The sequence below is a fragment of the Salmonella sp. SAL4457 genome (genome assembly GCF_046548235.1).
GTDB classification, from domain to species: domain Bacteria; phylum Pseudomonadota; class Gammaproteobacteria; order Enterobacterales; family Enterobacteriaceae; genus Salmonella; species Salmonella enterica.
Genome location: NZ_JBGDZO010001376.1, coordinates 1 through 234 on the forward strand (window position 1 = coordinate 1; position 234 = coordinate 234).

At 63.7% G+C, this 234-nt stretch carries 1 protein-coding gene; it reads left to right on the top strand.

The window, feature by feature from the left end:
* The coding region (locus ACLJNW_RS28670) for a murein hydrolase activator EnvC family protein (RefSeq protein ID WP_410962080.1) at positions 1 to 234 on the top strand (234 nt) is incomplete at both ends.

Genomic DNA, 234 nt, shown 5'->3' on the forward strand with positions numbered 1-234 from the left:
GTGATCCGCCGCTTCTCCAGTTCCGACAAGCTCAAAAAGGGCATCCGCATCGCCGGCACCCTGGGCCAGCCGGTGCAGGCCTCGCTGGCCGGCAAGGTGGTGTTCGCGGTGAACAACATGCGTGGCTACGGCAACCTGGTGATCATCCAGCACGGTACCTCGTACACCAGCACCTACGCGCACAACAGCCGCTTGCTGGTGAAGGAGGGGCAGATGGTCGGCAAGGGCCAGAAG